The organism is Pseudomonas sp. 2725, assembly GCF_050434585.1.
Lineage (GTDB): Bacteria > Pseudomonadota > Gammaproteobacteria > Pseudomonadales > Pseudomonadaceae > Aquipseudomonas > Aquipseudomonas jessenii.
This window is the reverse complement of the sequence record NZ_JBNDIV010000008.1, coordinates 75,556-101,720: the sequence shown is the minus strand read 5'-3', so window position 1 is coordinate 101,720 and position 26,165 is coordinate 75,556. Positions and strand designations below refer to the sequence as shown.

Genomic DNA, 26,165 nt, shown 5'->3' with positions numbered 1-26,165 from the left:
TTGGGAGGTGCACATGGACCTGCGCCAGTTGCGGTATTTCATCAAGGTGGTCGAGTGCGGGAACATCACCCGCGCCAGTGAAACGCTGCATATCGCGCAGCCAGCCATCAGCCAGCAGATGCGCAACCTGGAACAGGACATGGGCATGCAACTGCTCGAGCGCAGCGTGCATGGCGTTGTTCCCACGGCGGCTGGGCAAACGCTTTATCGGCATGCCATCGAACTGCTGCGCCAGGCCGACGGCACCCACGAACTGCTGCGCCAGGACGCCGAATTCCCGCAAGGCAAAGTCTCGGTCGGCATGCCGTCGAGTACGGCGCGCATGCTGGCAATTCCGCTCGCACGCACGATTCGCAGCCGTTATCCGGGTATCAAGTTGGAATTGATTGATTCTCCGAGCGCCGAACTCGGACGTCTGATCACGGTAGGGCGAGTGGCACTGGCGGTGAATGTCGATGTGGTCGAAACCCGGGGCATGGCTTTCCGGCGGCTGTTAACCGAAACGCTGTACTTGGTGGCGTGGCCGGAGTTTTCATTACCGGATGAACCGGTGTCGATTGAGGCATTGGCGAAGATGCCGCTGGTGCTGCCCTGTGCTCCGAACACCATTCGCAGTCGGGTCGAATTTGCACTGCAGGAGGCCGGCCTGAAATGCGAGGTTGAATTCGAAGCCAATTCCACCGACCTGTTGTTCTCAGCCGTCAAGGCGCAGCTCGGTGTCACGATCCTGCCGTGGGCCGCGGCCCATGTTGAGCTTGTGCAACACAGGCTCAAGCTGGCCAGGATCGATCATCGACTGTTCAAGCGGGATCTTTCGCTGTGCTGGCATGACACGGTTGTAGAGAGCAATGCCGTGCAGAAGGTCAAGTCGACCATTTTCGAGCTGTTCGAGGCGTTCGAGCGGCAGCCGGGGTGGGCAGATGAACCTGTCAAAGGAAGGAACCTCCAAGACTACTGACAGGCTTTATTGGGTCGGAAGTAGTCGTTCGTGAGCGGCTGCTTTTTGCCGATTGCTGCCTGCCACGCAGGGCAGCAAATGACCATAGCGGACATGCAGAACGGCCATTACGGTGTCGGCAATCCTAGTCGATGTGCTTCTTCGCTCACATTCATCCTTGCGCCCTCCTGAAGGGGCCTCAAAATTCTATTAGCGCCTGGCTAGGGAACAACTCGAAGCCCAGGTTCAGGCAAAAGCTCAAGGTGCGGGTAAACCGGAATTTGAATGTCGGATTCTCTGAACGTTTCGCTCAGGACGGTGTAGTGGGCAAGCTCAGCGTCTTTGCTTCGAGCATTTACCCACCTGTCGTATCTTTTGCCACCTCGTCACTCAGAGAAGTTTGCACAGGAGCAAATTGAGCTTCGTTGTTGTCGATTGAACAGCGGGCAAGGTTTAGTGATAACAAAAGCACACCTTCGCCGCGCAATTTCATTCAGGTTGAGAGGTGAAAATCATGAACAGCATCATCTACATTGTCGGATTAGTAGTGGTGGTCGCGGTTGTCCTGTCGTTCCTGGGATTTGCATAACTTGTGCGTTAATCCCTCAACGTTATGTCCATTTTTTTGTCGTGGACGTTCACCTCATTATGCTTTGCGTTGATGAATGGGCGTCCCGTCTTAGGTCCCATTTGCGCAACCGAAAGACCTGGCTATGGCACGCCGGTCTGTATGTTGTTCGTGGGTGTCATCATCAATCCTTCTGACTGGGAAATGCCACACGTCGTCCTTGGTGAACATTCCGCTGCTCGCATGGCTCTATCGCAACAAGGGCTTTGGGAGTCGTAATCATGTACGAAGACCGAAAAGCGCAAGCGCTTGAGACATGGCAATCAATGCTGGCTATGCCCGAAATTCGAGCGACTGCTCAAGAGCAATACGAAGAATTACTTCGGCTTGCCGAGGACTATTCAATCAAAGGTTTCATCAATCGTGACGAGCGAAAGGGCTTGGTTATGGAGGCCACGAAGCGATATGCCCATTCGGTGGAAGATGTCCATAAAGGAGCATGAAGGCTAAAAATTTTCGCCTCGTCGTAATAGCTTCTGGTCGAGCACGCCCGGTTCTCAATCGTCAACTTTTGGCCAATTGATGCCTATCACGAGGGGCAGAGTACATCCCAAGCCATCAAGCGATTAGCAGCCGATCATGAAGGGCTGCTTCTGGCCGATTGCTGCCCGTCGCGAAGGGCTGCCATCGACCAAAAAACCATTTTTACGCATCAACCAGCGATTAGCTGCGTTCAGGTTTTCCTGCGTTTTTTATCCAGGTATCAAGCTCCGTAACCATTTTACTGACCTCGCTATCTTCCCGTTCCGAGGGGCGAACGATTGCGTTCCAGGCGATATCCAGGCCGTCATTCAGGGCCGCCCACGCAAGCTCCCCACGCTCCAGGCTGGGGGTTACCAAATCCCGTTGCAATATGCTGATTCCGTATCCTGAGCGGACCAGTTCAACGATGGCTTCGATCAACTCCACCGTGATCATGCGGCGCGGCAAGATGCTGGCGGGGGCGAAGAAACGGTCATACTCCCAGCCACTGGCGCGATCGGTCGAATACGTCACAAGGTTGTAAGTCTTGAAGTCTTCCGCATAGATATTTTTCCTTCCCGCAAGGGGATGATCGGTTGCCATGATTGCAATCAAGTCGTCCCGAAAAAGTGGCAACTTCGCGACACCGCTAGGCACCATGTCGTCATCGATAATGGATACATCCAGTCTGCCTTGCATCAGACTCGCGTAAACGTCGTTACGGGGCACGGTCACCAGTGTGATTTCGATGTCCGGCCGAAGACTTGAGTAGTGCTTGATGAATTTTGGAATCCAGCGAAATGGGCCGTAGGAGGTGACACCCATACGGACAAACGCTGTGACGCCACCAGCCATGGACCGGGCCTCGGACTCAGCCTCATTGAGTATGGCGATGATGTCTTTGGCGGCCCGTTCCAGGCGCACGCCGGCAGGGCTGAGTCTGAGCTTTCCTCCTGATCTTTCCGTCAGGCTCACGCCTAGCCGCCGCTCCGCTTCGCGTATGCGGTGACTGACGGCTGAAGGTGTCAGCCATAAACGTTCGGCCACCGCGGTGATCGAATCGACTTCCGACAAGGTTTGCAACATCACCAAGTGATCCAGCGTCAGTCTCATGGGTATACGACCTGAAAATAATTCACAAAATTGCGTAAAATTATGAGCGTGACTTGTTTTTGGTGCCGATGCAATCTGAATCCAGCAGAGCCAACGGAGACCAACAACAATGACTACCCTGCCTTTCACACCTGCGCTAACCCTGGGCGATCTCGTCGATCTCGAGCGTTACCCAATCACCGATCGCACCAGCCCCGCTTATCTCGCACTGGTCACTCACAGTCAGTCGTTGCTGGCACAAGAGGGCGTTGCGATCTTTCCGGGTTTTGTTCGCAATCCATCGGTTGTCGCGATGGCGCAGCAGACACTTGCACTGCACTCGCGCATGTTTCATTTTCGGGAAAGCCACACGGTTTATTTCAAACCTCAGGACGAAAGCGTTGATCCGGAACACCCGCTACGACGCTTGATGAACACGGCAAAAGACACTGTTGCCTATGCCGATATTCCTGCCGACCATTTGATCCGGCAGATCTATGGATCGGACGAAGTCCTTGCTTTCATCAAAGATGTTTTGGCTCTGGACACGCTCTATCGTCATGCCGATCCATTGGCCGCCCTTAACTTGCAGGGCTTCACGGCAGGGCAGGAGTTGGGGTGGCACTTTGATCGTTCCGACTTCAGCGTCACGCTGTCGCTTCAGGCTGCAAGCGCCGGTGGGGATTTCGAGTATGTGCGGATGCTGCGCAATGAAAGCGACGATTGCTATGACGCGGTCAGGCAATTCCTCGATGACTCGCAAACACAGCAGGTAGAGGTTCTGCCTCAAGTGCCCGGCACCCTGACATTGTTCCGCGGCCGCTATTCATTGCACCGGGTCACGCCGGTGGAAGGGGACAGGCTGAGGCTCAACGCGGTGTTTGCGTACGTGGACCAACCCGATGTCGAGTTCAGTGCCTATGCGCGCCAGTTGTTCTACGGGCGTACTTCTGTTGATCCATTAGCTTGAGCTTCGCCAATAACAATAAATGCAATTGATTCACGCCTTTGTTTCACGTGTTTGCGCACGCACTTGTCCATGCTAAATCTGATGGACTCGTTTGCTCCTGTGTCGCACACAACAGTTCGCTGCCCCCAATAATAATGATTCGGAGCGTCTGATCATGAAAAACAGGAAGAGTTTGTTGGCCTCTTTGCTCACCCTTGGCTTGCTTGTCGGTAGTGCTTCAAGCCAGGCCTCAGGGTGGTGTGAATCGGGCAAGTCGGTGAAATTTGCCGGGTTGAACTGGGAGAGCGGGATGCTCCTCACCGACATCATGATGATCGTGCTCAAGGATGGTTATGGCTGTACAACGGATCAGTTGGTGGGTAACACCATCATTCTCGAGACCGCACTGGCCGGCAACGACATTCAGGTGTTTGGCGAAGAGTGGATGGAGCGCAGCGAAGTCTGGAAAAAGGCGGCGGCGGCCGGAAAGGTTGTCGGGGTTGGCGCTCCGATCATTGGTGCGACTCAGGGCTGGTATGTGCCGCGTTACGTCGTTGAAGGGGACGCCAAACGTAACCGGCCGGCGCAGGCGCCCGACCTCAGGACAGTCGCGGACCTGAGCAAGTACGCGAGTGTTTTTCGCGATTCGGAAGAACCGTCCAAAGGCCGTTTCTACAACTGTCCTGCGGGTTGGATCTGTGAGCAGGACAATACCGAGATGTTGAAAGAGTATGGTCTTGAAAACACGTTCACAAACTTTCGTCCAGGTACCGGTGCGGCATTGGATGCGGCTGTCCTGTCCAGTTACAAACGCGGTGAGCCGGTGCTGTTCTACTACTGGTCACCGACGCCGCTGATGGGGCAGATCGATGCGATAAGGCTGGAGGAAAAGACCGGCGCCAACAAAGACGTCATCACCATGGTGGGACTCTCCAAGGCATTTCATGAACAGGCTCCTGAACTGGTCGCAGTACTGGAGAAGGTCAACATTCCGATCGACTTGTTGAATCAGAACCTGGCGAGGATGACCCGGGAACGCATCGAATCGCCGAAGCTGGCCAGGATGTTCCTCAAGGAACACCCGGAAATCTGGCATGCCTGGGTCGACGAATCCGCAGCAAAGAAGATCGAGGCATCGCTCTAATCGGCCTCAAGGGCAAGGACGCCCGCCCTCTGTAACGCTCCTATGAACACAATCTCTTGACTGTTTCTACACAGGAACGGCGCCTCTTTGCGTCCGGGAAATCACGAACATGATCAAATCACGAGCGGCCGTCGCCTTCGCGGCGAACCAGCCTCTGCAAATTGTCGAAGTCGATGTAGCGCCGCCGCAAGCCGGTGAGGTGCTGGTACGCATTGTTGCGACAGGTGTCTGCCATACCGATGCGTTTACGTTATCCGGCGCCGATCCCGAAGGGATCTTCCCCGTTATTCTTGGCCACGAAGGTGGCGGTATCGTCGAAGCGGTTGGCGAGGGGGTAACTTCACTGGCGGTGGGCGACCATGTGATCCCGCTCTACACCCCGGAATGTGGCGAGTGCAAATTCTGCACCTCCGGCAAGACCAATCTTTGTCAGAAAATCCGTGCCACTCAAGGCAAAGGTTTGATGCCAGATGGCACCAGCCGATTCTCTTACGAAGGGCAGCCTGTCTTTCACTACATGGGCACCTCGACGTTCTCCGAATACACCGTGCTTCCCGAAATTTCCCTGGCCAAAATCCCCAAGGATGCGCCACTGGAGAAGGTCTGCCTGCTCGGTTGCGGTGTGACCACCGGCATTGGCGCGGTGATCAATACGGCCAAGGTGGAGGAGGGAGCCAGCGTGGCAATCTTCGGTCTGGGTGGCATCGGGCTGGCAGCCATTATCGGTGCGACCATGGCCAAGGCCGGCCGGATCATCGCGATCGATATCAACCCGGCCAAGTTCGAGATTGCCAGGCAACTGGGCGCTACCGACTTCATCAACCCCAAGGATTATGACAGGCCGATCCAGGACGTGATCATCGAGATGACCGAGGGCGGTGTGGACTATTCCTTCGAATGCATTGGCAACGTCCATCTGATGCGCGCCGCCCTGGAGTGCTGCCACAAGGGCTGGGGTGAGTCGGTGATCATTGGCGTCGCTGGCGCCGGTCAGGAAATCAGTACCCGTCCTTTCCAACTGGTGACCGGGCGCATCTGGCGCGGCTCGGCATTTGGCGGTGTGAAAGGACGTAGCGAGCTACCCAGCTATGTCGAGAACGCGCAAAAGGGCGACATTCCACTGGATAGTTTCATTACCCACACCATGGGGCTGGAGGAGATCAACAGAGCCTTCGACCTGATGCGCCAAGGCGAAAGCATCCGCACCGTTATCCATTTCGATCGCTGACTCAACAGGTTTGGCGAAACCCGTCAGGGCCAGTCAAAGGCGCGAAAACCTGCAACATCAACCCAGCATATCTACACCAAAGAGAGCACAAAGATGACCATTTTCACTCATGTGACCGTCGGTACCAACGACCTGCAAAAAGCGCGCAGCTTCTATGACAATGTCCTGGGTACCCTGGGCCAAAAACGCATCGCTGATCTGGACGACAAGGGGTCGATCTGGGGGGAGAGCGCTCCGTCCTTCTTCGTGCTGAAACCGGCGAACGGCGCCCCGGCCAGCGTGGGTAACGGTGTCACCATCAGCTTCGAAGCGCCGAATCGTGCGGCCATTGACGCTTTCCACGCCGCGGCGCTGGCCAGTGGCGGCACCGACGAAGGTGCACCGGGTCCGCGAGGCTGGGCACCTGACGCCTATGCGGCTTACGCGCGGGATCTCGATGGGAACAAGCTGGCTGCGTACTGTTTCAAGCCTGCCTAAGCTTCAAGACGAGGCATCATTAGATGCTTCGTCATTAGCCCTTACTCGCAAGGATTAGTAATCCGTAAGGTTGCAATGGTGGCTTGAACAAGCCCGTTTAACCTTGGTGTTCGAACGACAGCTTCTGGCCGATTTCTGCCTGTCACGAGGGGCAGCAATATGCAATTACCCAGCTGATTGAATCGTTGCTCAAGGCTTTCTTTTGCAATGCGACTTGGGCGCACCGTATCCCCAAGTGATTATGGTCTCGGCCTGATGCTCCCAAAGCGTTTCATTGCGCCCAAGGTACTTTATGCCACTGCCACTTGGCTGCTGGTACATCAGCGATACGCTGTCGCCACGCTCGGCGATTAATGTCGGCGGATCGGTTTTGAAGAACATGACAGTCACCTCTCTAGCAGGGTTGCCGTCGCATTCGTAATAGACAGGCCCAGTGCCCGAGACCAGTCGGTAGCGTGCTTGCAACTCGGCGATGCGGTGCTGGTATTCCATGCGCAAGCATGCACTGACGTCATCACTCTTCCAGCACTCGTCGCGTCCCTTGATCCATCCACGTTGTTCTGCTTTTAGCCGGGGAGGATGCTCGTTGCCGGCCTTAATACTCGCACTGGCATAAACTGCCGACAGATTGCGATCGAGCGCGGATAACGCCTTGTCCTCACATATCATCGCTTCGATACCGCCAGGCTCCACTCTGGCGCAATCGTATGAAGGGCCAGGTGTCACATTGGCAGTCGACGATTTTTCCGTGCCGCCCCCAGTCGGCTGCATTGCATTGATATGCTGATCAATGTACTGGCACCACTGTTCGGAGCTTCGTTCAGGGACGTTTGCTCCATCGCGAACCCCTAACTTGAATTCGATCACCGATTTCCATTCGTCGGAGCCTATATCTGGCCCGTGCCCTTGCGCATCGGATGTGTGCAGTATCTTATCGATCGATTGATACCACGGGTAAGTGCATATGGATTGCGCCTGAGCAACGCCTGTGGCGCCAGCCAATAACAAAACCAAATATTTGCTCATGCGCGGTCCCTTTTGATTTATGCAGTCGCCAAGCACCGAGCGACCAAGGCGGACGTTCACGGGGACAGCGCTCTGACCGCAGGCAACGGCCGTACTATAATTAATTTCTGTCAATGTTTGCGTGACGAGCGCTCCAAAGCGAATCAGGTATCCATAGCGTTCACCTGACAGGCAGAGGGCGACACAGCAAATGGGATGGACGGTACGTCTGATTAAGCGACAGAGGGTTCAGCCATGAAAATTCACTCCTTCCAGCATTACTCCCATGGTCTGGAAATGGCCGTTCACGATGCATGGATTACCGCCAAGGTGAAGTCGGCCCTGGCATTTTCCGATCCGACCCTTAGCCTGCATATCAATGTCAAAACCCATGCGGGCATAGTGGGGTTAAGCGGCCGCGTCAACACTCATAGACAGTGTGAACAGGCCATTGTTCTGGCTCGTTCGGTTCATGGTGTCGCCGAAGTCGATGCCAGCGACTTGCAGACCCATGTGTTCACGCCAGGGAGTTTTCCAGAAGCGCCCAACGCCGAAGAGAGCACTGAGCGCCGGCCACAATCGTCAACAAAGATGGACGACAAATGATAATGGCAACATTGTAGGCGCCGCGCTCCCGGTCGGGAACCGAGGGCGGAGGGAAGCTGAATGCCAATGTGCCCCAGAGTGAATCGCCCATGGTTTCGTGGACATTTCCGACTGGCTGCTTATGGCCGGTTTCTGCCGGTCACCACCGGCGAGACGTGTGGACTGGTCAAGCGGCGTTCCAACAGACCATTCGTCTCACCAGGGTCTGTTGACGTTTCGCTCCGAACCGCCGCGATCAGGGAAACATGACTGCCGCCACGAGGTACAGCAGCAACGCCAGCAGCAACACCACGGTGAAACCCAGGTGGATCGCCAGCAGGGTCGCCAGCACGGCCGCCACCACCGATACGCTGGCGTTGACGCCCCAGGCGATCGGCACCAGTGCTTCGGCGCGCGCGGAGACGCGCCCGAGTCCGAGCGGAAACGGCATGCCCATGGCGAACGCCAGCGGCGCTACCAGCGCGGCGCAGATGCCGAACCTGGCGAGGGTCCCCACCGGCGCCAGCAGCTGGAACAACGGGGGCAGGGCGATCAGGTAGAGCAGGGCGATCGCGCAGATCGCCAGGACTGGCCGTGCGAGCGGATGACGGGGCCCCACACCCGTTCCAATGTCCCCCCGCCGCCGGCCGGAGTAACGGCTGCCGAGGCCAGCGAAGATCAGGAACGCGCTGAGCGTTACCGCCACCGAATACAACGGGTGGCTGAGGAACAGGGTGAACTTCTGGATGAAGGCGATTTCCACGAACATGAAGGCGAAGCCGATGGCGGCGAAGTAGGACACGACCCGAAGTTCGAACCTGGCCAAAGCCGCATTTCGAGAGCGCCGCTGGCGCCGCCGCGCCACCCATAACGGCGCCAGGATCAGCAGCACGGCGGCCACGCTGGACTGCAGCAGCGTGGCGATCAGCACCGGATAGCCCCACTCCAACATTGACAGGCCGCCCTGCGCCTTCAGCGCCAACAGTTCCGGCAGCGAGCGCCACTTGAAGAAGTGGAAGAAATACGGCCGATCATCCGTAGTCGGACGCACGTCGAACTTGTAGCGCGCCAGGAACTCCGCGCGCTCGCCGGACAGCAGGGCCTGCGCCGCTTCGAAGAACCAGGGCCGGTCGAGCAGGTTGTAGCGGTTCGCCTCGGCCACGGTCATCCCGGGGTAGTAGGCCAGGTCGAAGGAGCGCGCCCGGCAGAATTCCCGCAGCACGGCGATGCCGGCGTCGTCGAAATCCCTGTTGCTGACCAGCAGCGTCGCGGTCTTCCAGCCGCGGATCATGACGATGCGGCGCGCCGCGCTGGCCTGCCCGTCGCGCTCGATGGCCGCGGCCGCGGTGGCCAGCAGCCTGGGAACATCGCGCGGCGGCAGGGTGACCCAGCGGGTGATGGCCAACAAGCCGCCGGGCGCGAGATGGCGCAGGTACTCGGCGAAGGCATCCACCGTGTACAGGTAGTTCTCGGACAGCGCATGCAGGCCGCCCGAGGCAGTGCCGAAGGAGTCCAGCAGGGCGATCTGGATCAGGTCGTAAGGCACGCCGCGCGAAGCCACCAGGCCGCGCGCCTCGCCGATCAGCACACGGACGTTGGGCGCGCTGTACGGCTTGCCGGAGAAGTCGGCGAAGCGGCGCTGGACCAGATCGATCACCTGCGGGTTCAGTTCGATGGCATCCACCGCGCTGGCGTCGTGGTAGATCGCCTGCAGCACATCGGCGCCGGCGCCGCTGCCCAGCACCAGCACGCGGGGTTGGCGCAGCAAGTGATAGGGCAGAGCTGAGGTCAGGTAGTCCAGGTAGGCGAGCGGCTCGCGGCGCCCGTCATAGCGGTTCAGCACGGAAAGGCCGTCGCCGTCGGTAAAGATGGCCAGTTGTGCGGGCGGTTCCTGTGTCGCGTTGAGGCTTAGGCCAGGCGCGTAGCGCAGGGGAATGGTCGGGCTGTCGACGACCGTGAGCAGACCCAGCGGACTCCAGGTCTGGGCGATTGCGCGCGCATCCTTGATACGCAGCGTCTGGCTCAGTTCCTTGTACTCGGAGGGCGACAGGGCGATCCAGCGCCCGGGCACGCCGGCCGGCACCGCGACTGCCGCCGCCAGCAGCAACGGCGCGAGCCAGCGCCTATGCCCGGTGCAAGCCATTCCGGCCAGCGCCCCGGCGGCGATGCCGGTGCCGCCCAGCAGCCGCAGCGCATCGACGGGCGTCAGGGCGAACAGCGCGGCGACGACCGCCAGGCTGCCCACGCCGGCGCCGAGAATGTCGAAGGCGTAGATCCGGTGAATCTGTTCCTGAAAGCAGGTGAAGGTCAGGCAGATGCACACCGCCGCGCAGAAGAACGGCACGAACAGCAGCAGGTAGATCATCAGCAGGCGTGCCGACTGCCGCGCGTCCCAGAGGATCTCGAGGGGATTGAACGGAACCTGCTGGGCCAGGCTGAAGCAGGCGATGGCGCTCAGCCCGAACAACACCGCGCCGCCGATGAACACGCCGTGGAAGCGCGGCGCCAGCACAGGCCGTGCCAGCGCCACAGCGGTGCCGGCAGCGCCGTAGCCGAGCAGCGCGACGCTGATCATCATGTAGGCGAAATGGTGCCACTGGATGATCGAAAGCAGTCGCAGCAGCAGCACCTCATAGCCGAGCGCGGAGGCAGACAGCAGTGCCAGGGCGAGCAAGGGCGGCGAATGCATGCTCAACCGCCTCCGACCAGCGGCACGAAGCTCACAGGCAGCACCTGCCGGGTGGACACACTGCCATCGCCGGCCTTCTCGATCAGCAGCAGGTACTGGATCATGAACGGCGCGCCGACCGGGATTACCATCCGTCCGCCGGCCTTGAGCTGGGCGATCAGTGGCGGCGGCACATGGCTGGCGGCGGCGGTGACGAGGATGGCGTCGTAAGGCCCGTGCTCGGGCCAGCCGTGGTAGCCATCGCCCAGCCGGGCCTGCACCTTCGCATATCCCAGACGGCCCAAGCGCTCCCCGGCCTGCACTGCCAGCGGCTCGATGATCTCCATCGTATAGACCGCCTGCGCCAGCTCGGCGAGGATCGCCGCCTGGTAGCCCGAGCCAGTGCCGATCTCGAGTACCACGTCGCCGGGCCCGACCTGCGTCAGGTCGGTCATCAAGGCGACGATGTACGGCTGGGAGATGGTCTGGCCGTAGCCGATCGGCAGCGGACGATTTTCGTAGGCGTAGGGCACCTCGTCGGGCGGGACGAACTTATGGCGTGGCACCTTGGCCATCGCGGCCAACACCGGCGCGGCAAACTCGACTCTGCCGGTTTCGTCGCGGGTGACGGACGACATGTTGGCGATCTCCCACACCATGGCATCGCGCAACGGCGCGAACGGGTCGTCGGCATGCAGACCGGCAGATGCCAACGCCAGAGCGATGGCAGGCGCCAGGATGCGCGTCAGGAGCATCACCGGCTTCACAATGACTCCTCCGCCTGAGGAATAGTCGAATCGTATGGCCGGCGGGCTGACTCGGCAAGCCGGGGGTGCCGGCGACCAAATCAGGCTGCGGCGACTGCCCGAGAAAACATCGCAACCCGTAACTGCACTGATAGCACCCAGCCAGTTCAAGCGGTGATACAAAAGTGAATGCGATTGTCAGCCGATTGCTGCCTATAAGGAGCCCTTCGCACTGACCTCATAACACTCCTCCAACCCCTGGAATGACCAGCAGCGCCGCCAAGCCGATCAGTGCCGTGCCAATGAGTCTGTCGATAACCTGCTGCTTTTCCAGCATTCGCCGGCGCAACGCTTCAGCGGAGAAAAACAGTGCCACGAAACTGAACCACGCCCAATGGGTGAACGACATAAACAGGCCGTACGCAAAGTTTGCGGTTAGCGAACTGCCTGTGTGCACCACTTGGCTATATGTCGCCACCACGAACAACATGGTTTTAGGGTTGAGCGCGTTAGTGAAAAAGCCAGTACGAAATGCTTCCCAGGATGAAGGGGCTGAGGCGTTGGCGCCACCAAATGTCAACGAAGAAGTACTGGTCAGGGACTTGATACCCAGATAAATGAGGTATCCGGCGCCCAGCAACTTCATTGCCATGAACAGCAAGGGTGATTGAGTGAAGATCACTGCAGCGCCGAACACTGTGTAGAAAACGTGAATCTGGACGCCACAGGCGATACCCAGTGCGGCCATCAAACCGCTGCGTCGTCCATATGCATAACTGTTGCGGGTGACCATGGCGAAGTCAGAGCCGGGGCTGATAACTGCCAGGATGGAAATGGCAGCAACTAGAAGCAATTCGTTCATGAAGACTCTCCGGCGCAATGGATGCCCATGCCGCGAACGGCAGTAATTGCACTTGCGCTACGTTTTTGCACAGATTGAGGGTGGGTGGCAGCTTCACTTGCTCGCGGCACTTACATCACCCAGTGGTATTTGGCTTCGCATAACATTCATGCAATGCCTGTAATCATTGATGGTTGTGCGTGCAGATGGGGCGATTGGAGGTCATGATGGAGAATTGCCACCGATAAAAAAAACGATTTATAGTCCTCGAAACCTGTGAGTAATCATCGTCAATATGAATTTGCCTCCTTTGGCTGCGTTTCGTTTTTTCAACGTTGCGGCCCAGACTCAAAGCTTCGTGAGAGCCGCTCAGCAGCTGCACGTCACCCATGGCGCAGTCAGCCGCCAGGTTCGATTGTTGGAGGAGGCAATAGGGGTCGAACTTTTTGATCGGCGCAACCGTGCGATCTTTCTCAACCGTGCTGGCCGCCTTCTGTACGACGTTACCGGGCCCATGTTCGAACAATTGGAAAGTGCTGTTTACCGGTTGCAGGGAGAAGTCCGTGAGGACGTACTCGTACTATCGTGTGAACCTACCATCGCAATGAAATGGCTGATCCCGCGACTGCCTGACTTCCATGCCGCTCACCCGCACCTTCAAGTCCAACTGTTGGCGGCCGGTGGTCCTATAGACTTCGCGCGCTCAGGTGCGGATCTGGCCATTCGACGTGATGATTTTCACTTGGATCAATCAATCCACAGCGTGACGATTTGTGAGGAATGGATTGGACCTGTGTGCACCCCGTCCAATAGTCTCGATAAAAGGAAATCGCAAGGAGTGCGCTTGCTACGTAGCCAGACACGCCCGTTGGCCTGGGACAACTGGCTGCGCCTTTCGGAAATGGCTATGCCTAATGCTGGCTCGGTCGACTATGAGCATTTCTATCTGTGTATTCAGGCAGCAACTGCGGGGTTGGGGATCAGTGTGGTGTCCTTTCTCATGGTTCAGGATGAACTCAGGTCCGGACAACTGATCGCACCGTTTGGCTTTATCCAGGACGGGTCGGCCTATTGCCTACTGTCACCCAGGCCTTTTGAGGAAAGTGCCAAGTGCACCGCTTTCAGGGATTGGGTCACAAAGCAGATGGGCCTATGCACAAAACAGATCAAGAGTGATTTGGGCCGAGCGTGAGTAGTGCGAGCGTCTTTTTTGCACGCGGCTACGTCACTGGGCCCTGAATCTTCTGCGCAAAACACGGATTGCAATCACAGGCACGAACTTTTCTGCGGTGGAAACCGAAGCTGACTTTCTCAACAGAATCGACCCAAATCCGACACTCATAAAATACTCCTTCTGCTCCGAGAAGCAGCCAATCACGTCAGGCAACGATCCAATAACTGCCTGCAGGAAGTGTCTATAGAGTTTGGGTCAATTCAGCGAGCCAGCGACAACGCGCAGAAAGTCTGTCGTAGTTCAGCGCATGATCATGCCTTTGCAAACAGGGTGGTTGCTAACAAGCTCCGTTCAACTTCACTTGCAAGTCTGAGGATGGTTTCCTCGTCACCAAATTTGCCAACTATCTGCATCCCGATTGGAAGGCCGTTCTCCATGATCCCGACGGGGATACTGATGGCCGGCTGGCCGGTCAAGTTGAAAACTTCGGTGAAGGGAGAAAATGCGTAAGCGTTTTTATACCACTCGTCCAGATGCCTTTCCCCTGTGGCGACAAAACCACCAATCAGTGGTGGAGCAAGCGCTACCGTTGGCGTGATGAGGACGTCGATATCGGTGAAGCTATCGGCCATGTCGTGGCTTACTTTGTTCTGGGTGGCCCGTGCATGGTGTACATCCAGTGCCGTTCTCTGAGTCGAGCATTTGTAAAACTCATAGGTAATCCATTCAACATCTTTTGCCGAGATCGGATAACCGCGAGTTTGGGCTTTGTGTTCCATCAAGGCCTCAATTTCCATCTGCCAGAATAATGCAGCAGCTGCACCGGCTTTGGTCATGTCTGGCCAATTGAACGGGCGTAATTCATGGCCGTCTTTACTTAAAAAATCCACAGCATTCAATATGGCTTTGTGGATGGTCTCATCGATACTCGAGCCATCTGGACGGGCGCAGGCAAAGGCGATTTTGAGTCGTGGCGACCTCGTCTTCAGGCATTCGAGCCAAGAGGGAGGGGCGGGGGGAGCAGCATAAGGCGCGCCTGGTTCATAGCCAGACAGGACATCCAGCAGCAATGCGCTATCGCGGACGGTCCTGGTCAGTACATGCTCGGAATCAAGGCCACCAACAAACTCACCGACATGAGGACCTACAGGGGTGCGTCCCCTGCTTGGCTTCAGTCCAACCACACCACAAACGGAAGCCGGAACCCTGATCGACCCGCCACAGTCGGTGCCGTGTGCAACGGGCACCATGCCTGCGCCCACGGCACAGGCGGATCCTCCACTTGACCCACCAGAAGCGTACTGCGGATTCCTGGGGTTTCGACAAGGGCCTTGCCATTCAGGCTCTGTCACAAAGTCTCCTGCAAACTCAGGTGTTTTGGTTTTCCCGAGAATGATTGCCCCGGCATTACGCAATCGACTCACAAACTCACTGTCGACCTGAGCGGGGACGGCATCTTCGTACAATCGCGAACCGTGCCTGGTTGCAAAGCCTTTTACATCGATATTGGTGTCCTTTATCAGGATCGGCACACCTGCGAGTGGTCCTGCCTTGGGATCTAGCGCCGCTCGCTGTGCGCCTTCGATATCGATTGCAACGACCGCGCCCAAGGCAGGGTCCTGGATTTCAATTTCTCTGGCTGCCAGGTTGACCAACTCCAGCGGAGTGACTTCACCGGACTTCAACCGTTGAACGAGGCCCACGGCATCAAGACTTTTAAACTCTTCAGGTGTCATTTCTACGCCTCCAGATCATAACCAAGTACGTTGTTGAGGAACTCGTAAGCCAAACGACGCGAATCATCGATCGTGTCCGGGTTGCAATCGACCGCAGCCCTCAACCATAAGCCGTCGATGAAGATCGCGATCATTTGCGCCTTGGAATGGGCTATTGCCTTGTCCATGCTTTTTGACAAGGCATGGAAAAGTAAGGAGTGGCTCCTGCGCGCAACGATGTTCTGTACCCGCTGCAGTTTGGGGGACTGCGGTACCTGGGCCCAGAAAGCGAGCCAGGCCGCAACATTGTCTCGCGTCAGGTTCAAGGCACTGACGTTCCCGTCCACAAACGCGAGAACACGCTCAGCGGGTGTTGCGGACTTCCGCAGGCGCGCAAAGATCTCGGCATTTATGCGTTTGTTCAGCTCTCTCAAGGTGGCTTCAAGCAAAGCATTCTTGTCCGAGAAATAGTGGTGGACGATGCCGTTGGCCAACCCCGCACGGGCGCTGACCTGAGCCATGCTGGTACCCGCCATGCCTTGCTCACCAATGAGGGTGAGCGTCGCCTCAACGAGCTGCTTCCTTCTGATTTCCTGCATTCCGACCTTTGGCATGGGGGGCTCTCTTTTTTCATTGGACACTCAATGAAAAAAAAGTTATCACTAGATTCTCCAAAAAACAAGAGAATGCAAGGGGATCCGGTATGAAAAGCAGTGCTATCGGTTGTGCCGTGCTGTTGATGACATTCCAGGGGATTGCCGGCGCCGCGGACCCTGTGGGGTGTCGCGCGCCTCAGTTCGCAGAGGTGGGATGGACCGACATCACGTTGACGACGTCTTTGACCACAGCAGTATTGGAAGGACTGGGCTACGCCCCAAAAGTCATAACGTTATCGACGGGAATTGCCTACAAGGCGATGGAAGGCAAGAGTATCGACGTGTTCCTCGGAACATGGGATCCCGCATTGATCGAGGCGGCTCAGCCTTACTACAACAACAAGTCGATTCAGACAGTGCGAGTGAACCTCACGGGCGCAAAATTTACCTTGGCGGTTCCGCGATACGTCTATGAGCAAGGTGTAAAAAGCTATGCTGACCTGGATACTTACAAGTCAAAGTTTGGCGGGAAAATCTATGGAGTAGAGCCAGGCGGAAACAAACCGATCCAGAACCTCATCGCGGATAACGCGTATAACCTGGGTAGCTGGAGCCTGGTTGAGTCCAGTGAGAAGGGCATGCTGACTCAAGTCGGCAGGCAAATCAGAAAGAACGACTGGATTGTGTTTCTGGGCTGGGCACCTCACCCAATGAACAAGAATATTGAACTGGAATATTTGTCAGGCGGTGACAAGTACTACGGAGCAAATTTCGGCGCATCGTCGGTGCGGACCGACGTACGTACGGGATATCTGGAGGAATGCCCTAACGTGGGCCAACTCCTGAAAAATCTGGAGTTTTCCATCGATGCCGAAAACACCATGATGGACTACGTAATCAATGGTGGCCTTGACCCACGCTCTGCGGTAAAAAAATGGCTGAGTGCCCATCCCGAATGGCTTGATAGAACGTTGCTTGATGTTCAAACAGTGGAAGGTCAACCTGGGCTCGCGGCGGTAAAGTCTTATATGGATACTGCGTCCAAATAGACGACACTTCTCAACAAATTGAATCTCCCCGGGCTCTATAGACCGGGAGCATCCTTATCGGCGCAGCGCCTAGGCCCCATGTGCTAGGCGCGAGCGGCGTATCGATCCGGCTACCGCCCAACCGCAATGTCCAAAAATGAATTCCCCTTGGGGTTTCAAACACTTTTGAACCTTTAAGCCCCCCTTCCCACAACTCAGCAGCGACCTGCCAGCCGCTCGACAGAAGTCGCAATTCAATCCCGAGCAATCTTGTCATTTGCCAAGGCTTAGGGCAGGGTCGATACCACTGAGATCCCTGCCAAAGGAGTCACCCATGTCAAAGCTATATCCCAGTATCGATCCCGAGGGGCTGGTCGAGTACTCAGTGGTCTACACCGACCGCTCGCTCAACCACATGTCGCAGTCATTTCAAGGCGTGATGAAGAACATTTCCAAGACCCTGAAACAGGTCTACAACGCCCAGGCTGTTGCGGTGGTCCCGGGCAGCGGCACATTCGGCATGGAAGCGGTGGCACGACAGTTTGCCACCGGCCAGCAATGCCTGGTGATACGCAACGGCTGGTTCAGTTATCGCTGGAGCCAGATCCTTGAGATGGGCAACATCCCGGCGGCCACCACGGTGCTCAAAGCCCGACCGGTCGACACTGGTCGCCAGGCTGCCTACGCTCCACCTCCTCTGGACGAAGTGCTGGCAGCCATTGCGGCGCAGAAACCGCAGATTGTCTTCGCCCCCCACGTTGAAACCTCATCAGGGATTATCCTGCCCGACGAGTACCTGCGGGCCGTCGGCGACGCCGTGCATGCGGTGGGTGGCCTGTTCGTGCTGGACTGCATCGCCTCAGGCACGATTTGGGTTGATATGCACAAATGCGCAGTCGACCTGCTGATCAGCGCACCGCAGAAAGGCTGGAGCGCCTCCCCTTGCTGCGCCCTGGTGATGCTCAGTGCTTTGGCCCTAGAGCGCATCGAGCAGACGCAGAGCAGCAGCTTCGCCTGCGATCTGAAAAAGTGGCTTCAGATCATGCAGGCCTACGAACAGGGCGGACATGCCTACCATGCGACCATGCCCAGCGATTCCCTCGCGCGATTCAACGAAGTGATGAAAGAGACGCAAGCCTACGGTTTCGACAAGGTCCGCGGCGAACAACAGGCTCTGGGCGATCGGGTGCGCGCAATGTTGACCGGCAAAGGCATCAAAAGCGTGGCCGCAGCCGGCTTTCAGGCTCCTGGCGTAGTGGTGAGTTACACCGATGATGCCGACATCAAGAGCGGTAAGAAATTTGCCAGCCACGGCCTGCAGATCGCCGCCGGAGTGCCATTGCAATGCGACGAGCCGGCCGATTTCCAGACCTTTCGCATCGGTCTGTTCGGACTCGAAAAGCTGCACAATATCGAGCGCACGGTCAGCACCCTCGAGAAGGCACTGGACGAGGTGATGGATAACTAAGCGCTCATCTCGGCGTCATCAATGTCGTATTTAAACGCTACAGTGATGTTGCCAGAAAGTAGTCAGGCGTATTAGTTGGAGGAGTGGCAATGACAATAATCGATGTGAAATCCCGATTCCAAGCAAAGCTTCTTCGTCCGGCAAAGCCCGGTAATGATACGTCCTGGGCGTTCGCAGTACTGCCAAGAGACGCGAGTGAACCGCTTCCGAGGCGGGGAAGGACGACAGTTGAAGGCACAATCAATGGGCACCATTTCCAGGCAACCCTTGAGCCCGATGGTCAGCTGAGCCATTGGCTGAAGGTAAGTAGCGAGTTACTCGACGCCGCAGGTGTGGCCGTTGGGGATATCGTTACACTCGAGCTAACCCCTGTGAAAAAGGAACCCGAGCCTGACATCCCGGCAGATTTTGAGGAAGCACTGGCAGCCACTCCTGAGGCTCGTAAAGTTTGGAATAATACAACGACCATCGCACGAGTAGACTGGATCCACTGGATTACTTCAGCCAAGCAACTCAAGACGCGCGAAAAGCGAATTGGTGATGCCTGCGATATGCTTGCAACCGGCAAGAAGCAGGTTTGCTGTTTCGACCAGTCCGGCTATTACAGTAAGGCCTTCCGTGCGCCCGAGGCAGAAAACTCTTAAATGGAATGTTCCGTTGAATACGCCTGACGATTTTTGGTTGACTGACTTCCTCAGGGCGTGAAGCGGTCATCCGGCGAATCATGAGGTCGACGCCAAAAGGACTTAGCCGTCGTCAGCCACCGCGCATAACTTGCATCAGCTGTTGCACCGCGATGGCTTCGACGGCACCTTCACTGGCACCCGCTTCAAAAACAGCGCAACAAGCCGATGCGTCGCCGTCGCGGATACGGTAGACAGCAATGACACTGCCTGGCCCGCAGCCTGTGTGCCCGCATAGGGAATGTCCGCCGTCAATCGACCCTTGCATCACACCTAGGCCATAGCCCGGAATGATCCATGGGCGCCCGGGAATCGGGCCGCCCAATGTTCGTGCTGTCTGCATTTCCTGGAGCAAGCCCGTGGAGATTAGTTCACCGCAGAGGAGTCGATCCAGAAATAGCGCTGCTTGGGAAATTGGGCCGAACAGCAAGCCATGATAGACCCACGCAGGGTCATAATTTGAGGTGCTTCCAAGATGGGTCTTTTGTAAGTCTGCTCGCGTTTTAGCAAAGTGAATGTTCGACAGGCCCAGAGGAGTAAGTGCACGTTGAGTCACCGCATCATCAAGCGTCAGATCAGTTAGCCGTTCAATAAGCCTGCCGATGAGCAAGTAGCCAACATTCGAGTAATGCCAATCGGTTCCGGGATTGCATCGAAGTCGAGCAGCGTCAAGGCGTTGCATCATTTCATCTGCCGACCAGGCTGGCTCACTGTTCGTAACAGCGGCGTGGTACTCCGCAAGTTCACCGTAATCGGCCAGGCCTGCTTCATGCCGCAGTAGCTGGCGTAACGTGAAAGGCTGATCAGAAATTGGGTCGTCCAGTCCGATGAGCCCGTCACGTACCAACGACAGGGCTGTCGCAGCCAGGACTGTTTTCGTAAAACTCCACCAGGGGGCCATCAGTTCTAACCGGTCAGGCGTTTGTGGCTGACCATTTGATACGAGTGAACTGAGCATTGGCTTCCTTGGAATGTTGAGCGGATCGACAGCTCGACAAGATATCTTATTCACTCTTCTTCGCCAGAGTGAAAAGTCAGCCGTTTGTACTGTCCTGAACGACTGCTCTTGGCCGTTTTGCGCCCTGCGTGAAGAACAGCAACAGATCGTGCCTGGATGTTGGGGGTGGTAAAAAATGGTACTGGTCGCAACGGTCGTTGCAGCAGGAACTTCAGGGTATTGGCCAGGTCAATAGCGGCCCTGTATCGCAAATGCCGAGCAGCGTTGTGGTCTGTTTTACGGCAGTGCCGTTTGAATTCAGTCGAGTCCGCCCCCTGATGCCAACCAAGAGTTTTCTGCCGGGCCTCATCCTGGTGTTCTGCGCTGTCCCGTCGCTTTGTTCGGTTGCTGCCGAACGAAGCGCGCCGGCGCGGAGTAACAGCGCATCAACCACCCTGATCGAAACCGCCTCGCGCCAGTATGAAAATGGCCAACTGGACCAGGCCGCCGCCACGCTGGAGCGTGCCCTGCATATCCAGCCGAACAATCCCGCGACGTTGCATTACCTGGGTGTGTTGCGCCTTCAGCAGGGGCAGTACCAGCAGGCTGAAACCCTGGCGGCGCGCTCGAACATACGGGTTGGTCGCAACGTCGAGCTCCGCAACCGCAACTTCCAATTGATCCAGGCGGCGCAGCAGGCCCAATCTTCGGGTACCCCACCCAATGCAAAAGAGGGCGTGGTCGCAGTACAGAAGGGGCTGGTGGAGGAGGCCCAAAGGCGTCGCGAAGCGGAAGTGGCCGTTGCTGAGCAATCCACTCCGGACACTGGGAACGACGCTGGCAACTTGGCTCGCGCAGAGGCATATCGGGGGCTGGATGCGCCGTCGGCTGGCAGAGCCGGGCCTGAAGGAAAATTACAAATGGCTAATGTCGAGCCAGAGCGGGCGTACGCTGAGGTCGAGATTCCCCGCGGCCATATGCCGCGTCCGGGCAAATGCCGAATCTGGTTTCCTGATCGCCCGGCGGGGCATCAGCCCGCACCCGGCAAATGCAAGAAGCTGCGACATCGGGTTCCCCCGGGGGCCTACCTGGTGCGCGGTTGAGTTTATGCAGACATCTACCCCAACGACGCCACGCTATTGAGCAAGGTCTTGACCAGTTGCGCCTGGCGCGTGGCGCCAGTCTTGGCGAATACACCGCGCAAGTGAGCGCGCACGGTGTTGCGCGAAACCCCGAGTGCCTCGGCTGTCTCATCGAGGGTCTGGCCGTCCATGACCAGCATGGCCACTTCGGTTTCCGTGCGGGTCAGTTGGAACAGGCTACGCAGCAGGTCACGCGAGGCTTGTGGCGAGTCGGCGGGATCGCGGATGAACACCACCACTGCCGGGCGTCGGGCGCTGTTGTGGGTCTGGTAGTTCATGGCAATCGGGCGCAGCAGCAGGTTCAGCGGCATCTCACCGCTGGGCCGCGACAGGGTCAGGACTTGCAGGTCGTCGAGGCCGCGGGGGCGTTGTTTCAACACGGCCTGGATGGCCTGCTGCAGTGTGCGGTTCTCATGGTTGGCGAAGGCACAGAGCTTGTCGTGCTTGCACTCCAGACCGTCATGGCTGTCGAACAGGCGCTGGGCGGCACGGTTGCAGCGCATCATCCGGCCGTTCTCGTCGAGGATGGCCGTGCCCACCATCAGGCGGTCGATGGTTGCCGCGTAGAGCTGGCGTTCGGCATCCAGTTGATCCACCGCCGAGTGCAGGTCCACCGCCTGTTGCAGGTGCGGCAGCAACAGGCGGATCAGGTTGATCTGCGCCGGGGTGAACGCTTCGCTGGCGTGGTCGCGGCAGGCGAACAGTGCGCAGTGCATGCCGGCGGCGGTGCGCATGTTGGCCACCAGCACATCGCGCAGGTCCAGGGGGTGCAGGTAGTTGCGGTAGAAATCATGGGCCAGCCAGGCCTCCGTGCCTAGCACCTGGTCGGCACTGGCCACCTGGTCCGCGGGCCAGTCGAGGAACGGGCAGATCGAATAGAAGTGTTCGCTGTAAGAGGGCTCGCCGGGCAACAGCGCGCCATGCACCGAGGCATTGACGATCAGCCCGGGGCGTTCATGGTCGGGGTTGCGCAGCACCAGGGTGAAGAAGCTGGCGGCGAATCGCTGGCGCAGGGCTTCCAGCAAACTGGCCCAGGGCGTGGGCTCCAGCGTGCCGTGGTAGACCAGCCCGAGCAGGTTGCTGAGCTCGGCAGAGGGGATGTCGATGCTGGCGTGCAGGTCCGGGCAGGTGGAAAAGGGCAGGGTCATGCGCGCCTCTTTGGCTGCGTGTTGTCATGGGCGAGTATCGACCGGGGTCACGGCGGCAAAATCGTCCGTTTGGCCTAGGCACTGACGGGCGCAGCGCATGCCCAAGGGGCAGGCTGCGCCCGGTAGCTCTTACAGCGCCAGCAGGGCTTCGACTATGCGTTCGGCGGCGGCCTCGGCAGACTCGTGCCGGGTGTCGATATGGATATCCGGCGCCACTGGCGGCTGGTAGGGCGAGTCGATGCCGGTGAAGTTCTTCAGCTCACCACGCCGGGCCTTGAGGTACAGGCCCTTGGGGTCGCGCTGCTCGGCCAGGGCCAGCGGCGCATCGATGAAGATCTCGAGGAAGTTGCCGTCACCGGCCAGGCTGCGGGCCATGTCACGCTCGGCCCGGAACGGCGAGATGAACGAGACCAGGGTGATCAGTCCGGCATCGAGCATCAGCCTGGCCACCTCAGCGACCCGGCGGATATTTTCCACCCGGTCGGCTTCGGTAAAGCCCAGGTCGCGGTTCAGGCCGTGGCGCACGTTGTCGCCGTCGAGCAGATAGGTGTGCCGGCCCAGGGCATGCAGCTTGCGCTCGACCAGGTTGGCGATGGTCGATTTACCCGCGCCGGACAAACCGGTAAACCACAGCACCCGTGGCGACTGGCCCTTGAGCGCGGCGTGGGCCTCGCGGTTGACGTCGATGGCCTGCCAGTGCACGTTCTGCGCACGACGCAAGGCGAAGTGCAGCATGCCGGCACCGACCGTGCGATTGCTCAGGCGGTCGATAACGATAAAGCCCCCGGTATCGCGGTTGTCGGCATAAGCATCGAAGGCGATCGGCCGGTCCAGGTGCAGGTTGCATACGCCAATGCCGTTCAGCTCCAGGGTCTTGGCCGCCAGGTGCTCGAGGCTATTCACATCGACCCGGTGTTTGAGGTTGGCGCAGCTCATGCCGACGGTGCGGCAACCGATCTTCATCAGGTACGGGCGCCCCGGCAGCAGGGGCTGTTCGTCCATCCATACCAGGGTCGCTTCGAACTGGTCGGCCACCGCCGGCGGGGTGTCGGCCAGGGCGATCAGGTCGCCGCGGCTGATATCGATCTCGTCCTTGAGGGTCAGGGTCACGGCCTGGCCGCACAGGGCTTGCTGCTGCTCCCCGGCGCTGCCAAGGATGCCGGTGATCTCGCTCTGCTGGCCCGAGGGCAGCACCCGGATGCGCTCGCCGACGCGCACGCTGCCAGCCACGACGTTACCGCAATAGCCACGAAAATCCAGGTTCGGCCGGTTCACCCACTGCACCGGCAGACGGAACGCTGCCTGGCTCTGCCGGTCCTGCTCCAGCGGTACGTCTTCAAGGTAGGCAAGCAGGCTCGGGCCCTGGTACCAAGGCGTGTTGGGGCTGGCCTGGAGCATGTTGTCGCCGCGCAGCGCCGACAGCGGGATGCACTGGATATCCTGCAGGCCGATCTGTGCGGCGAAGGCGCGATACTCGGCTTCGATGCGCTCGAACACCGCCTGGGAGTAGTCCACCAGGTCGAGCTTGTTGATCGCCACCACCACCTTGCGGATGCCCAGCAGCGACACCAGGTAACTGTGCCGGCGGGTCTGGGTCAGCAAGCCCTGGCGGGCGTCGATGAGGATCACCGCCAGGTCGGCGGTGGACGCGCCGGTGACCATGTTGCGGGTGTACTGTTCGTGGCCGGGGGTGTCGGCGACGATGAACTTGCGCTTGTCGGTGGCAAAGAAGCGATAAGCTACATCGATGGTGATGCCTTGCTCGCGCTCGGCGCTCAGGCCGTCGACCAGCAGGGCGAAATCCAGTTCGTCACCCTGGGTGCCGAGCTTTTTCGAGTCGGCTTCAAGCTGGCCAAGCTGGTCCTCGAATAACACCTTGGATTCATACAGCAGTCGGCCGATCAGGGTGCTCTTGCCGTCGTCGACACTGCCACAGGTGATGAAGCGCAGCAGCTGCTTGTTCTGCTGTTGTTGCAGGTAGGGCGTCAGGTCGCCATTGCGTGCGTCGGTGATTGCGTTCATCAGAAATACCCCTCTTGTTTTTTCTTCTCCATGGAGCCCGCCGAGTCGCTGTCGATCAGGCGGCCCTGGCGTTCCGAGGTGCGGCTGACCAGCATTTCGCCGATGATCGCCGGCAGGTTGTCGGCGTCACTGTCGATGGCGCCGGTCAACGGGTAGCAGCCCAGGGTGCGGAAGCGCACCTTGCGCAGTTCCGGGGTTTCTCCGGGCAGCAGCGGCAGGCGCTCGTCGTCGACCATGATCAGCGTGCCGTCACGGCGTACCACCGGGCGCTCCTTGGCGAAGTACAAGGGCACGATGGGGATCTGTTCCAGGTAGATGTATTGCCAGATATCCAGCTCGGTCCAGTTCGACAGCGGGAACACCCGCAGGCTTTCACCCTTGCGCTTGCGTGTGTTGTACAGGTGCCAGAGCTCCGGGCGCTGCTGCTTGGGGTCCCAGCGGTGCTGCTCGGAGCGCAGCGAAAACACCCGCTCCTTGGCCCGCGACTTTTCCTCGTCGCGCCGGGCGCCGCCGAACGCGGCATCGAAACCGTAGTGGTCCAGGGCCTGCTTCAGGCCCTGGGTCTTCCACACATCGGTGTGCAAGGCCGAGCCGTGGATGAAAGGGTCGATGGCCTTTTCCACGCCTTCGGGGTTGATGTGCACCAGCAGTTCCAGGCCCAGGCGTTCGGCGGTCTGGTCGCGAAAGGCGATCATTTCGCGAAACTTCCAGGTGGTGTCCACGTGCAGCAGGGGGAAGGGCGGCTTGCCCGGGGCGAAGGCTTTCATCGCCAGGTGCAGCATGACCGCGCTGTCCTTGCCGATGGAGTAGAGCATCACCGGGTTTTCACACTCGGCCACCACTTCACGGATGATCTGGATGCTTTCCGCTTCCAGCCATTGCAGATGAGTCAACATCGAATACCTCCTCGAGTTCTGCCGGGATTGGCGCCGGCTGAACACCACGGTAGGTAAAGCACCGCCGGCACTTCTTCGTCTGCTTGGACGAAGAGGCGCCGGCAGCTGCAGGTCACGCGACGGACGCGTACAGCGTCTCGACACGGATCTTGAGGGCGTGGGCAACGGCATCGAACCCTTGTTTGACCCAAGCGCCATGATCGGTCATGACCTGGTCGGCGGTGGCGCCGAGGAACTGGTCGGTGGTGTGGTAGCGGCAACTGGCCGCGCCGGTGGGCTCGATGTGCTGCTCGCGACGGGCAGCGTCGGGATTGTCGGCGTTGGCATACATCTCCCAGGCGAGTAACCGGTGGGGTTCGAAGTCAGCCAGGTACTCGATCACGTGCAGCAGTTCACCAGGTCGTCCCGGATCGGGCAGAAACAGATTGACCGGTTCGCCCAGTCGCAAGCTGGACTCGACCTTGACGGTGTAGGGGTTCCACTGCGGATAACGCACCAGGTCGATCAGTACCGACCAGACAAATTCGGCCGGTGCGGCGATGTCCACGGTCACTGAACGGACCAGATTTTTCTCTGCGGTCATGGGTAACTCCT

General features: G+C 58.4%; 24 protein-coding genes. 12 read left to right on the top strand and 12 right to left on the bottom strand.

All coding sequences use genetic code 11. The annotated features are described in order from the left end of the window. The first annotated feature begins 13 nt into the window (after positions 1 to 13). A complete protein-coding gene (locus tag ABIE16_RS22610; RefSeq protein WP_429521976.1) occupies positions 14 to 958 on the top strand; it encodes a LysR substrate-binding domain-containing protein in 945 nt (314 codons plus the stop codon). A gap of 828 nt (positions 959 to 1,786) precedes the next feature. After that, positions 1,787 to 2,008, top strand: coding sequence for a hypothetical protein (locus ABIE16_RS22605; protein ID WP_057715294.1), 222 nt, complete (start codon positions 1,787 to 1,789; stop codon positions 2,006 to 2,008). A gap of 220 nt (positions 2,009 to 2,228) precedes the next feature. Here ABIE16_RS22605 and ABIE16_RS22600 read toward each other — a convergent pair whose 3' ends face one another. Next, positions 2,229 to 3,140 carry a LysR family transcriptional regulator gene (locus ABIE16_RS22600; protein WP_429521975.1) on the bottom strand — a complete coding sequence of 304 codons (912 nt, stop codon included), beginning with the start codon at positions 3,138 to 3,140 and terminating at the stop codon, positions 2,229 to 2,231. Between the two features lie 109 nt (positions 3,141 to 3,249). Here ABIE16_RS22600 and ABIE16_RS22595 point away from each other — a divergent pair, with 109 nt between their 5' ends. The 4 genes from ABIE16_RS22595 to ABIE16_RS22580 all read left to right on the top strand — a co-directional run bounded on the left by ABIE16_RS22595 (position 3,250) and on the right by ABIE16_RS22580 (position 6,917). After that, entirely contained in the window at positions 3,250 to 4,089 is an 840-nt protein-coding gene (locus ABIE16_RS22595; RefSeq protein ID WP_090454904.1) for a HalD/BesD family halogenase, read from the top strand. Between the two features lie 154 nt (positions 4,090 to 4,243). Further along, positions 4,244 to 5,212, top strand: a complete 969-nt coding sequence (locus ABIE16_RS22590) for an ABC transporter substrate-binding protein (RefSeq protein WP_429521974.1) — start codon at positions 4,244 to 4,246, stop codon at positions 5,210 to 5,212. A gap of 109 nt (positions 5,213 to 5,321) precedes the next feature. Continuing rightward, positions 5,322 to 6,440, top strand: coding sequence for an S-(hydroxymethyl)glutathione dehydrogenase/class III alcohol dehydrogenase (locus tag ABIE16_RS22585; RefSeq protein WP_090454906.1), 1,119 nt, complete (start codon positions 5,322 to 5,324; stop codon positions 6,438 to 6,440). Positions 6,441 to 6,533: 93 nt separating this feature from the next. Beyond that, positions 6,534 to 6,917 carry a VOC family protein gene (locus tag ABIE16_RS22580; RefSeq protein ID WP_057715289.1) on the top strand — a complete coding sequence of 128 codons (384 nt, stop codon included), beginning with the start codon at positions 6,534 to 6,536 and terminating at the stop codon, positions 6,915 to 6,917. 189 nt (positions 6,918 to 7,106) lie between these two features. On the opposite strand, the gene ABIE16_RS22575 is transcribed toward ABIE16_RS22580, so the two are convergent. Then, positions 7,107 to 7,943 (bottom strand): MliC family protein, encoded by an 837-nt coding sequence (locus tag ABIE16_RS22575; protein ID WP_429521973.1) that lies wholly within the window; start codon positions 7,941 to 7,943, stop codon positions 7,107 to 7,109. Positions 7,944 to 8,177: 234 nt separating this feature from the next. Between ABIE16_RS22575 and ABIE16_RS22570 the strand changes: the two genes are divergently transcribed. Beyond that, entirely contained in the window at positions 8,178 to 8,528 is a 351-nt protein-coding gene (locus ABIE16_RS22570; RefSeq protein WP_057715287.1) for a BON domain-containing protein, read from the top strand. 235 nt (positions 8,529 to 8,763) lie between these two features. Here the strand turns inward: ABIE16_RS22570 and ABIE16_RS22565 are convergent, their stop codons facing one another. The 3 genes from ABIE16_RS22565 to ABIE16_RS22555 form a co-directional block, all read right to left on the bottom strand. After that, positions 8,764 to 11,196, bottom strand: coding sequence for a spermidine synthase (locus tag ABIE16_RS22565; protein WP_429521972.1), 2,433 nt, complete (start codon positions 11,194 to 11,196; stop codon positions 8,764 to 8,766). 2 nt (positions 11,197 to 11,198) lie between these two features. After that, on the bottom strand, positions 11,199 to 11,942 hold the full coding sequence (locus ABIE16_RS22560; protein WP_429521971.1) for a protein-L-isoaspartate(D-aspartate) O-methyltransferase: 744 nt from the start codon (positions 11,940 to 11,942) through the stop codon (positions 11,199 to 11,201). A gap of 217 nt (positions 11,943 to 12,159) precedes the next feature. Then, positions 12,160 to 12,783: a LysE family translocator gene (locus ABIE16_RS22555; RefSeq protein ID WP_057715285.1), complete on the bottom strand. Its 624-nt coding sequence runs from the start codon at positions 12,781 to 12,783 to the stop codon at positions 12,160 to 12,162. 274 nt (positions 12,784 to 13,057) lie between these two features. On the opposite strand from ABIE16_RS22555, the gene ABIE16_RS22550 reads away from it, so the two are divergent. After that, positions 13,058 to 13,954: a LysR substrate-binding domain-containing protein gene (locus tag ABIE16_RS22550; RefSeq protein WP_429521970.1), complete on the top strand. Its 897-nt coding sequence runs from the start codon at positions 13,058 to 13,060 to the stop codon at positions 13,952 to 13,954. A gap of 293 nt (positions 13,955 to 14,247) precedes the next feature. Here ABIE16_RS22550 and ABIE16_RS22545 read toward each other — a convergent pair whose 3' ends face one another. Together ABIE16_RS22545 and betI are read right to left on the bottom strand one after the other, a co-directional pair. Beyond that, the gene (locus ABIE16_RS22545) at positions 14,248 to 15,672 is read right to left on the bottom strand and encodes an amidase (RefSeq protein ID WP_340315798.1); all 1,425 of its coding nucleotides are present in this window, start codon (positions 15,670 to 15,672) and stop codon (positions 14,248 to 14,250) included. A gap of 2 nt (positions 15,673 to 15,674) precedes the next feature. Then, positions 15,675 to 16,265 carry a transcriptional regulator BetI gene (betI, locus tag ABIE16_RS22540; protein ID WP_057715282.1) on the bottom strand — a complete coding sequence of 197 codons (591 nt, stop codon included), beginning with the start codon at positions 16,263 to 16,265 and terminating at the stop codon, positions 15,675 to 15,677. Between the two features lie 89 nt (positions 16,266 to 16,354). Between betI and choX the strand changes: the two genes are divergently transcribed. The 3 genes from choX to ABIE16_RS22525 all read left to right on the top strand — a co-directional run bounded on the left by choX (position 16,355) and on the right by ABIE16_RS22525 (position 19,387). Next, the gene (gene choX / locus ABIE16_RS22535; RefSeq protein ID WP_057715281.1) at positions 16,355 to 17,296 is read left to right on the top strand and encodes a choline ABC transporter substrate-binding protein; all 942 of its coding nucleotides are present in this window, start codon (positions 16,355 to 16,357) and stop codon (positions 17,294 to 17,296) included. 313 nt (positions 17,297 to 17,609) lie between these two features. Further along, entirely contained in the window at positions 17,610 to 18,743 is a 1,134-nt protein-coding gene (locus ABIE16_RS22530; protein WP_223502080.1) for an aminotransferase class V-fold PLP-dependent enzyme, read from the top strand. Between the two features lie 89 nt (positions 18,744 to 18,832). Then, positions 18,833 to 19,387 carry a YdeI/OmpD-associated family protein gene (locus ABIE16_RS22525; protein WP_429521969.1) on the top strand — a complete coding sequence of 185 codons (555 nt, stop codon included), beginning with the start codon at positions 18,833 to 18,835 and terminating at the stop codon, positions 19,385 to 19,387. Between the two features lie 112 nt (positions 19,388 to 19,499). On the opposite strand, the gene ABIE16_RS22520 is transcribed toward ABIE16_RS22525, so the two are convergent. Further along, complete coding sequence (locus tag ABIE16_RS22520; protein ID WP_429522077.1) at positions 19,500 to 20,384, bottom strand: serine hydrolase domain-containing protein; 885 nt, start codon at positions 20,382 to 20,384, stop codon at positions 19,500 to 19,502. 317 nt (positions 20,385 to 20,701) lie between these two features. On the opposite strand from ABIE16_RS22520, the gene ABIE16_RS22515 reads away from it, so the two are divergent. Further along, the gene (locus ABIE16_RS22515; protein WP_429522076.1) at positions 20,702 to 21,466 is read left to right on the top strand and encodes a tetratricopeptide repeat protein; all 765 of its coding nucleotides are present in this window, start codon (positions 20,702 to 20,704) and stop codon (positions 21,464 to 21,466) included. A 14-nt stretch (positions 21,467 to 21,480) separates the two neighbouring features. Here the strand turns inward: ABIE16_RS22515 and ABIE16_RS22510 are convergent, their stop codons facing one another. From ABIE16_RS22510 to ABIE16_RS22495, 4 genes are all read right to left on the bottom strand, one after another. Beyond that, positions 21,481 to 22,653 (bottom strand): helix-turn-helix transcriptional regulator, encoded by a 1,173-nt coding sequence (locus ABIE16_RS22510; RefSeq protein WP_154862271.1) that lies wholly within the window; start codon positions 22,651 to 22,653, stop codon positions 21,481 to 21,483. Between the two features lie 129 nt (positions 22,654 to 22,782). Further along, on the bottom strand, positions 22,783 to 24,675 hold the full coding sequence (cysN, locus tag ABIE16_RS22505; RefSeq protein ID WP_057715276.1) for a sulfate adenylyltransferase subunit CysN: 1,893 nt from the start codon (positions 24,673 to 24,675) through the stop codon (positions 22,783 to 22,785). Next, positions 24,675 to 25,742, bottom strand: a complete 1,068-nt coding sequence (gene cysD, locus ABIE16_RS22500; protein ID WP_256353645.1) for a sulfate adenylyltransferase subunit CysD — start codon at positions 25,740 to 25,742, stop codon at positions 24,675 to 24,677. The genes cysN and cysD overlap by 1 nt, the downstream gene beginning before the upstream one ends. Further along, positions 25,684 to 26,154 (bottom strand): SRPBCC domain-containing protein, encoded by a 471-nt coding sequence (locus tag ABIE16_RS22495; protein ID WP_057715274.1) that lies wholly within the window; start codon positions 26,152 to 26,154, stop codon positions 25,684 to 25,686. The genes cysD and ABIE16_RS22495 overlap by 59 nt, the downstream gene beginning before the upstream one ends. Positions 26,155 to 26,165 lie beyond the last annotated feature (11 nt).